General features: G+C 66.4%; 2 protein-coding genes. Both read right to left on the reverse strand.

Going from position 1 to position 8011, the window contains the following annotated elements:
• Positions 1-9: 9 nt before the first annotated feature.
• Positions 10-3900, reverse strand: a complete 3891-nt coding sequence (locus ACIBF5_RS06035) for a DNA-directed RNA polymerase subunit beta' (protein WP_396808559.1) — start codon at positions 3898-3900, stop codon at positions 10-12.
• Between the two features lie 90 nt (positions 3901-3990).
• Positions 3991-7422 (reverse strand): DNA-directed RNA polymerase subunit beta, encoded by a 3432-nt coding sequence (locus ACIBF5_RS06040; protein WP_396808561.1) that lies wholly within the window; start codon positions 7420-7422, stop codon positions 3991-3993.
• Positions 7423-8011: the final 589 nt, after the last annotated feature.

The raw sequence follows: 8011 nt of genomic DNA on the forward strand, positions 1-8011 counted from the left end.
CCGTTCTGGTTAGCGGTACGACCCGAAGTCGAAGTCGTCCAGCGGAACCGCCTGCCCGCTGGCCGGACCGAAACCGTAGTCGGTCTCGGGGTATCCGGTCATCGAGTAGACCTTGGCCTTCGCCTCCTCGGTCGGCTCCACCCGGACGTTGCGGTACTTGCTGATGCCAGTACCCGCCGGGATGAGCTTACCGATGATGACGTTCTCCTTGAGACCGATGAGCGAGTCACTGCGGGCGTTGATCGCCGCGTCGGTGAGCACCCGGGTGGTCTCCTGGAAGGAGGCCGCCGACAACCACGAGTCCGTGGCCAGCGAGGCCTTGGTGATACCCATCAGCACCGGCCGACCGGCGGCGGGCTCGCCACCCTCGGAGACGAGCCGGCGGTTCTCCGACTCGAACAGCGCCCGGTCGACCAGCACACCCGGCAGGAACTCGGTCGCACCGGAGTCGATGACCGTCACCCGCTTGAGCATCTGGCGGATGATGATCTCGATGTGCTTGTCGTGGATGAGCACACCCTGCGAGCGGTAGACCTCCTGGACCTCACTGGTCAGGTGGACCTGGACCGCCCGCGGACCCATGATCCGCAGGAGCTCGTGCGGGTCGATGGTGCCCTCGGTGAGCTTCTCGCCGACCGCCACGTGGTCGCCGTCGTGAGCCCGCAGCTTGACGCGCTTGGAGATCTTGTCGTACACGATCTCCTCACTGCCGTCGTCCGGGATCACGATGATCTTCCGCGAGCGCTCGCCGTCCTCGATCCGGATGCGTCCCGGGGTGTCGGCGATGGGCGCCTTACCCTTCGGAACCCGAGCCTCGAAGATCTCCTGCACACGGGGCAGACCCTGGGTGATGTCCTCACCCGCGACACCACCGGTGTGGAAGGTACGCATGGTCAGCTGCGTACCCGGCTCACCGATCGACTGGGCCGCGATGATGCCGACCGCCTCGCCGATGTCGACCGACTTACCGGTCGGCAGCGAACGGCCGTAACAGGCGGCACAGACACCGAGCTTGGACTCGCAGGTGAGCACGCTGCGCACCCGGACCGTCTCGACACCGGCCTCGACAATCTTGTCGACCAGGATCGAGTTGAGGTCCATTCCCCGCTCGGCGACCACGTTGCCGTCGGTGCCCTTGATGTCGTCCGCCAGGGTACGAGCATGCACACCGGTCTCGGCGTGCGTGTGCACCACCAGCTTGCCGCCCTCGATGAACTGGCCGACCTGCATCGGGATGGCCCGGTCCGTGCCGCAGTCCTCCTCGCGGATGATCACGTCCTGCGAGACGTCCACCAGACGACGGGTCAGGTAACCCGAGTCGGCGGTACGCAGCGCGGTGTCGGCCAGACCCTTACGGGCACCGTGGGTGGAGATGAAGTACTCCAGTACGGAGAGGCCCTCCCGGTAGCTGGCCTTGATCGGCCGCGGGATGATCTCACCCTTGGGGTTCGCCACCAGGCCACGGATCGCGGCGATCTGGCGGAGCTGGAGCAGGTTACCGCGGGCACCCGAGTTGATCATGACCCAGAGCGGGTTCTCCTGCGGTAGCGCGGTCTCCATCTCCTTGGCGACCTCGTTGGTCGCCTTGGTCCAGATCTCGATGAGCTCGCCGCGACGTTCCTCGGCGGTCATCAGACCCCGCTGGTACTGCTTGTCGATCCGGTCGGCTTCCTTCTCGTACCGCTCCAGGATCTCCGGCTTGCGCGGCGGCGCGATGACGTCCTGCATACCGATCGTCACGCCGGACCAGGTGGCCCAGTGGAACCCGGCCTCCTTGAGGCCGTCGAGGGTCGCGGCCAGCGCCACCTTCGGGAACCGCTCGGCGAGGTCGTTGACGATCGCGGAGAGCTGACCCTTGCGGATCTCGTAGTTCACGAAGCGGTAGCCCTGCGGCAGGGTCTCGTTGAACAGCACCCGACCCAGCGTGGTCTCGACGGTGAGCGGCTCGCCCGCAACCCAGCCCTCCGGCTCGGTCCACTTCGGCTGGCCGGCTCCGTTGTCGACGCCGATCACGCCGTGCAGGCGGATCTTGATCGGGGTCTGCAGGTGCAGCTCACCGTTGTCGAAGGCCATCCGCGCCTCGGCGTCCGAGCTGAACGCCCGGCCCTCACCGATCTCACCAGGGGTGAGGTGGGTGAGGTAGTAGAGCCCGATCACCATGTCCTGCGTCGGCATGGTGACCGGCTTACCGTCGGCCGGCTTGAGGATGTTGTTCGACGACAGCATCAGGATCCGCGCCTCGGCCTGGGCCTCGGCGGAGAGCGGTACGTGCACCGCCATCTGGTCACCGTCGAAGTCCGCGTTGAACGCGGTGCAGACCAGCGGGTGGATCTGGATCGCCTTGCCCTCGACCAGCTGCGGCTCGAAGGCCTGGATGCCGAGACGGTGCAGCGTCGGCGCCCGGTTGAGCAGGACCGGGTGCTCGCCGATGACCTCTTCCAGCACGTCCCAGACGACCGGCCGCTGCCGCTCGACCATCCGCTTCGCGGACTTGATGTTCTGCGCGTGGTTGAGATCCACCAGGCGCTTCATCACGAACGGCTTGAACAGCTCCAGCGCCATCTGCTTGGGCAGACCACACTGGTGCAGCTTGAGCTGCGGGCCGACCACGATGACCGAACGGCCCGAGTAGTCGACGCGCTTGCCGAGCAGGTTCTGACGGAACCGACCCTGCTTGCCCTTGAGCATGTCGGAGAGCGACTTCAGCGGGCGGTTACCCGGGCCGGTGACCGGCCGGCCACGGCGGCCGTTGTCGAACAGCGCGTCGACGGCCTCCTGCAGCATCCGCTTCTCGTTGTTCACGATGATCTCGGGCGCGCCGAGGTCGATCAGGCGCTTGAGGCGGTTGTTCCGGTTGATCACCCGGCGGTAGAGGTCGTTCAGGTCCGAGGTCGCGAACCGGCCACCGTCGAGCTGCACCATGGGGCGCAGGTCCGGCGGGATGACCGGGACGCAGTCCAGCACCATGCCGAGCGGGGAGTTACGGGTGTTCAGGAACGCCGCAACGACCTTGAGCCGCTTGAGCGCCCGGATCTTCCGCTGGCCCTTGCCGGAACGGATGATCTCGCGGAGGTTCTCCGCCTCGGCGTCGAGGTCCATGTTCTGGACCAGCGCCTTGATCGCCTCGGCACCCATGCCACCGGTGAAGTACTCACCGAAGCGGTCCCGCAGCTCGCGGTAGAGCAGCTCGTCGGTGACCAGCTGCTTCGAGTCCAGCTTGCGGAAGGTGTCGAGCACCTCGTCGAGCCGGTCGATCTCACGCTGCGCACGGTCGCGGATCTGGCGCATCTCGCGCTCGCCGCCCTCTTTGACCTTGCGGCGCACGTCGGCCTTGGCACCCTCGGACTCGAGTTCGGCCAGGTCGGCCTCCAGCTTGGCGGCCCGCTTCTCGATCTCCGAGTCGCGACTGTTCTCCGCCTGACGCTTCTCGGCCAGGATCTCGTTCTCGATCGTGGACAGGTCGCGGTGACGCGCCTCGGCGTCCACGCTGGTGACCACGTACGATGCGAAGTAGATGATCTTCTCGAGGTCCTTGGGAGCCAGGTCGAGCAGGTAGCCCAGCCGGCTGGGGACGCCCTTGAAGTACCAGATGTGCGTCACGGAGGCGGCCAGCTCGATGTGGCCCATCCGCTCACGCCGCACCTTGGACCGAGTGACCTCGACCCCACAGCGCTCACAGATGATGCCCTTGAACCGGACCCGCTTGTACTTACCGCAGTAGCACTCCCAGTCCCGCTGCGGACCGAAGATCTTCTCGCAGAAGAGCCCGTCCTTTTCCGGCTTCAGGGTGCGGTAGTTGATCGTCTCGGGCTTCTTAACCTCGCCGTGCGACCACTGGCGGATGTCGTCCGCGGTAGCCAGGCCAATGCGCAACTCGTCGAAGAAGTTGACGTCGAGCACGTTATGTATCCCTCGTGTCGTGTCTTATTCGTTGCTAGCTCTCCCGGGGAAGGTCTGGGGCAGGGCGAGCCCTGCCCCAGACCTTTCGCCTCACACCTCTTCGACCGAGCTCGGCTCACGCCGGGACAGGTCGATGCCAAGTTCCTCCGCCGCGCGGAAGACCTCGTCGTCGGTTTCGCGCATCTCCAGGGCCACGCCGTCGCTGGAGAGCACCTCAACATTGAGGCACAGCGACTGCAGCTCCTTGAGCAGCACCTTGAACGACTCCGGGATGCCCGGCTCGGGAATGTTCTCGCCCTTGACGATCGCCTCGTAGACCTTGACTCGGCCCAGCACGTCATCGGACTTGATCGTCAGCAACTCCTGCAGGGCGTAGGCGGCGCCGTACGCCTGCATCGCCCAGCACTCCATCTCGCCGAACCGCTGGCCACCGAACTGCGCCTTACCACCCAGCGGCTGCTGCGTGATCATCGAGTACGGGCCGGTCGACCGAGCGTGGATCTTGTCGTCGACCAGGTGGTTCAGCTTCAGGATGTAGATGTAGCCGACCGCGATCGGGGACGGCAGCGGTTCGCCGGAGCGGCCGTCGAACAGCTGTGCCTTTCCGCTCGCCCCGATCAGCTGCTTGCCGTCCCGGTTGGGCAGGGTCGACGAGAGCAGACCGGCGATCTCCTCCTCGCGGGCACCGTCGAAGACCGGCGTCGCGACGTTGGTGTCCGGCTCGGACGAGTCGGCGTCGATCGAGCGCAGTTGGCGCTTCCACTCCGCGTCGTCGCCCTCGACCTGCCACCCGGTCTTGGCCACCCAGCCAAGGTGGGTCTCCAGCACCTGACCGATGTTCATCCGGCTCGGCACACCGAGCGGGTTGAGCACGATGTCGACCGGCGTGCCGTCCTCAAGGAACGGCATGTCCTCGACCGGCAGGATCTTGGAGATGACACCCTTGTTGCCGTGCCGGCCGGCGAGCTTGTCGCCGTCCTGGATCTTCCGCTTCTGAGCCACGTAGACGCGGACCAGCTCGTTGACCCCCGGCGGCAGTTCGTCGCCGTCCTCGCGGGAGAAGGTACGCACACCGATGACCGTGCCGGTCTCGCCGTGCGGAACCTTCAGCGAGGTGTCCCGGACCTCACGCGCCTTCTCACCGAAGATCGCGCGGAGCAGACGCTCCTCCGGGGTCAGCTCGGTCTCACCCTTGGGCGTGACCTTGCCGACCAGGATGTCGCCGGGTACGACCTCCGCACCGATCCGGATGATGCCGCGCTCGTCGAGGTCGGCGAGCATTTCCTCGCTGACGTTCGGGATGTCGCGGGTGATCTCTTCCGGGCCCAGCTTGGTGTCGCGGGCGTCGACCTCGTGCTCCTCGATGTGGATCGAGGTGAGGGCGTCCTGCTGCACGAGGCGCTGCGACAGGATGATCGCGTCCTCGTAGTTGTGACCCTCCCAGGGCATGAACGCCACGAGCAGGTTGCGCCCGAGCGCCATCTCGCCCTCGTCGGTGCAGGGACCGTCGGCGATGACCTGGCCGGCCTCGACGCGGTCACCCTCGAAGACGACCGGCTTCTGGTTGACGCAGGAGCCGGCGTTGGAGCGGCGGAACTTGTGCAGCAGGTAGGTACGCCGGTGGCCGTCGTCCTGGTGCACCGTCACGTAGTCGGCGCAGAGGTCCTCGACCACGCCACCGACCTCGGCGACGACCACGTCACCGGCGTCGACGGCGGCACGGTACTCCATGCCGGTGCCGACCAGCGGCGCCTCCGCCTTGACCAGCGGCACCGCCTGGCGCTGCATGTTCGCGCCCATCAGTGCCCGGTTGGCGTCGTCGTGCTCAAGGAACGGAATCATGGCGGTCGCGACCGACGTCATCTGACGCGGCGAGACGTCCATGTAGTCGACCGCCGTCGGGGCGACGTAGTCGACCTCACCGCCCTTCCGACGAACCAGGACCCGGTCCTCGGCGAAGTGACCGTCGGCCCGCAGCGGGGCGTTGGCCTGCGCCTTGACGTACCGGTCCTCCTCGTCCGCGGTCAGGTAGTCGATCTGGTCGGTGACCTGACCCTCGACCACCTTGCGGTACGGCGTCTCGATGAACCCGAAGGGGTTGACCCGCCCGAAGGTGGACAACGCGCCGATCAGGCCGATGTTCGGGCCTTCCGGCGTCTCGATCGGGCACATCCGGCCGTAGTGCGACGGGTGCACGTCCCGGACCTCGAAGCCGGCCCGTTCACGGGAGAGACCACCCGGGCCGAGCGCGCTCAGCCGGCGCCGGTGGGTAAGACCCGCCAGCGGGTTGGTCTGGTCCATGAACTGGGACAGCTGCGACGTACCGAAGAACTCCTTGATCGCCGCCACCACCGGGCGGATGTTGATCAGGGTCTGCGGCGTGATCGCCTCGACGTCCTGGGTGGTCATCCGCTCACGGACGACCCGCTCCATCCGGGAAAGACCGACCCGGACCTGGTTCTGGATCAGCTCGCCCACGGTACGCAGCCGCCGGTTGCCGAAGTGGTCGATGTCATCGGCCTCGTAGCCCTCCTCACCGGCGTGCAGCCGGCAGAGGTACTCCACGGTGGCGACGACGTCGTCCTCGGTCAGCGTGCCGGTGGTGATCGGCACCTGCAGTTCGAGCTTCTTGTTGAACTTGTACCGGCCGACCTTGGCTACGTCATACCGCTTCGGGTTGAAGAAGAGGTTGTCGAGCAGGGTCTGGGCGTTCTCGCGCGTCGGCGGCTCACCCGGCCGGAGCTTGCGGTAGATGTCGAGCAGCGCCTCGTCCACCCCGGCGATGTGGTCCTTCTCCAGGGTGGTCATCATCAGCTCGGACCAGCCGAACCGCTCGCGAATCTGCTCGCCGGTCCAACCGATCGCCTTGAGCAGGACGGTGACGGCCTGCCGGCGCTTACGGTCGATGCGGACACCGACCGTATCTCTCTTGTCGATGTCGAACTCCAGCCAGGCACCCCGGCTCGGGATGACCTTGACGCTGGAGAGGTCGCGGTCGGAGGTCTTGTCCGGCTGCTTGTCGAAGTAGACGCCCGGAGACCGGACGAGCTGGCTGACCACGACGCGCTCGGTGCCGTTGATGATGAAGGTGCCCTTCGGCGTCATCATCGGGAAGTCACCCATGAACACCGTCTGGCTCTTGATCTCGCCAGTGGTGTTGTTGGTGAACTCCGCGGTCACGAAGAGCGGAGCGCAGTAGGTCAGATCCTTCTCCTTGCACTCTTCGATCGAGGCCTTGACCTCGTCGAAGCGCGGAGCGGAGAAGGACAGGGACATAGTGCCGGAGAAGTCCTCAATCGGGCTGATCTCGTCGAGGATCTCCGCGAGACCCGAGCGTGCGTGCGGGTCGTCGGCCGACCGGCCCTGCCAAGCCTCGTTGCCAACCAGCCAGTCAAATGACTCGTTCTGGATGGCGAGGAGGTTGGGGACCTCGAGGTGTTCGGTGATCCTGCCGAATGAGATTCGGCGGGGCGCGAAAGCGCTCGACGTACGACTGGTCTTCGCAGGGCGGGAAGCTGCCAAGATGCGTCCTTCCGAGGACCGGTGCTGCAGAACGGCTGTTACGCGTGCACTCCAATGACCCCACTAGAAATATCCATAATCGGACATTCCGAGCAGGGGTCAAGTCGGAAGGCAGCGCAAACTAGCAGTGTAGCCGAGAGGCTAACCGCTGTCCAGCCCGGCACGGCAGGGCGTTGCGAAACGTGCCGAGGCCCGAGGCCGCCACGCGTTCAGATACGCGCTCGCACGTCTTCGCACGCTCCCGCAGGCGACCCCGGTCGTGTCGGCGGCGAGGCCACCGGCACCACCTGAGTGATGGCCGTCGCAAGCGCGGAAGGTCTTGCTGGTGTCAGCGTGCCTGCCGGTGGCGGGCCGCGTCAAGGGCTGGAACGTCGGTCACGCAACGTCTTTCCCCGGAGAGGGGTGGTCCACACCTGGCCGGGGCAAGGTGTCCGCCCGCCAAAGCCCTGATCACCTGCTGTCAGCAGACAGCAGCGGGGGGGGGGGGGGGGGGGGGGGGGGGGGAGCCGCGCCGCGAAAATGCGGGGTGCAGAAGACCGGGTTGGGGGGTGGGCAACCCGCCCCACGCGGGGGGCGGGGCGTCAAGATG

The sequence above is a fragment of the Micromonospora sp. NPDC050417 genome (genome assembly GCF_044458865.1).
GTDB lineage: Bacteria > Actinomycetota > Actinomycetes > Mycobacteriales > Micromonosporaceae > Micromonospora_G.